This is a genomic window from Ferruginibacter sp. (assembly GCF_014377975.1).
Classification (GTDB): domain Bacteria; phylum Bacteroidota; class Bacteroidia; order Chitinophagales; family Chitinophagaceae; genus Ferruginibacter.
The window spans coordinates 1-2,028 of the sequence record NZ_JACMOO010000236.1 but is presented as its reverse complement, the minus strand read 5'-3'; the positions used below and the strand labels follow the sequence as shown (position 1 = coordinate 2,028).

The following is a 2,028-nucleotide window of genomic DNA, read 5'->3' as shown; positions in this document are numbered from 1 at the left end:
TTTTAAGGGATTAAGGATTGTACATATAAGTGATATACACAGTGGTAGTTTTATGGATAAAAAAGCTGTTGAACATGGTGTAGAAATGATTATGAAAGAAAATGCTGACCTTATTTTATTTACAGGTGACCTTGTAAATGACAAGGCAACAGAAATGGAAAATTACATGGACGTATTCAGCAAAATAAAAGCGCCGATGGGTGTATTTTCAACACTTGGTAATCATGATTATGGTGATTATGTGCAATGGCCCATCGATGGCATCAGCAAAGAGCAAAACTTGATAAACTTACAAAAAGTACATGAAGATATTGGCTGGAAATTATTGATGAACGAACATGTTGTATTAAAAAAAGATGCAGATGAAATTGCATTGATGGGCATTGAAAACTGGAGCAATAAAGCCCGCTTTCCCAAACATGGCAGAATGGATCTGGCACATGCGGGTACAGAAAAATATCCTTTTAAAATTCTTATGAGCCACGATCCCAGCCACTGGGATGCGCAGGTTAAAACCGATTACGCAGATGTAGATTTAATGCTTAGTGGTCATACACACGGTATGCAGTTTGGTGTAGAGTTGCCGGGTTTTAAATGGAGCCCTGTTCAATATGTGTATCCTCAATGGTCAGGTTTATACGAAAGCCAAAAACAAAAATTATATGTAAACCGCGGTTTTGGTTTTATAGGTTATCCCGGTAGGGTTGGGCAGTTGCCGGAGATAACAATTATAGAACTTGTGTAATTTTTAAGTATTCTAAAACTGTCCTTTAATAAACTTCGTACATGACTTTCCAATATTAGAAGCAATACAAAAATTAAATTATTATTTTTTAAACCAAATAAATAATTTCTTTTTTTATTTCTCACTCCAACTATCCTTTTAAGGGGCAAAACCCTTTCCCAAAAATCGTGCGTTTCTAAAATCCTCACAAAATGTTCACATCAATGTGAATATTATTTCCTGTGTTAGCCATTTAACAAAATTATTTACAAACACAAAAGCTTATCACGATGAACACAAATTTTACTCTTTTAGCTGTTGCTAAACACAAAAAAAACACTGTAAATAACTTCCTTTTTATTTTAATGGGTATGTTATTAATTTTTACATTGAATGCTTCTGCACAAGAAGGCTGCAATTTGTCCAACACTAATGGCTATTATGGAGGCTTTGAAGCGCTCCCCTACCTTAGTACTAGCGGCGGTACTAACGGGGCAAATAATTTTGGTACCACCGCTGCATCAACTGATTACACTTATGGGTCTGGTCAAACTCAATATCAAATTTTATCAAGTACTGCAGGACAAAGTGGCTACTTAGCATTAAATCCTCATTCGAATAGTTATTTTCTTACTTCTCACACCTCAAGTTCGCAGCCGAACCTTAAACTTTGGTACAAAACTTTGACCGTATCCCCGGGTCAAATATTTCAAATCTCCGCATGGATAGCCAATTTAAAAGTAAATCCGGTTGGCGGGTTTCCGATTAGCATTCTTGTAAATACTTATACTGTTGATCCCCCTACAACTCTTACAACTGTAGTTGCTACAAATTTTGCAGTAACAAATGCTTGGGTTCAAATAACGGGATTTTATACTGTTCCAATAGGGATTACATCAATCCAGGTAGAAATAAAAGATCCATCACCAACCTATCCTTTAACTGCTCCTACTAGTCATTTCCTAGCATTAGACGATATATGTATTGCTCTTCAGCCTGCAGGTGGTCCTCTTCCTGTTAGTTTAGTTGACTTTACAGCCACGAAGCAAAATAAAGTAGTAGACCTGAACTGGCAAACATCTATTGAGCAAAACAGCAGTTATTTTGATGTTGAATTTAGCAGAGATGGTAGCAAATTTGAAAGTATTGGAAAAGTAAAAGCATCAATATCCAGTACAACATATAAAAGCTATTCAACAAAACATTTATCTCCCGTAAACGGACTGAACTATTACCGTTTAAAATTGGTAGATGTTGATGGTTCATCAAAATACAGTGCTGTTCGTACAGTAAAATTCAGCAAC

The 2,028-nt window shown here is 35.8% G+C and carries 1 protein-coding gene and 1 pseudogene; both read left to right on the top strand.

What is annotated here, in order from left to right; genetic code table 11:
• Positions 1-745, top strand: a 745-nt coding sequence (locus H7254_RS12630) for a metallophosphoesterase (protein ID WP_301933309.1), incomplete at its 5' end; no start/stop codon positions are given.
• Between the two features lie 269 nt (positions 746-1,014).
• Positions 1,015-2,028: pseudogene (locus H7254_RS12625) on the top strand (hypothetical protein); the annotation flags it as partial.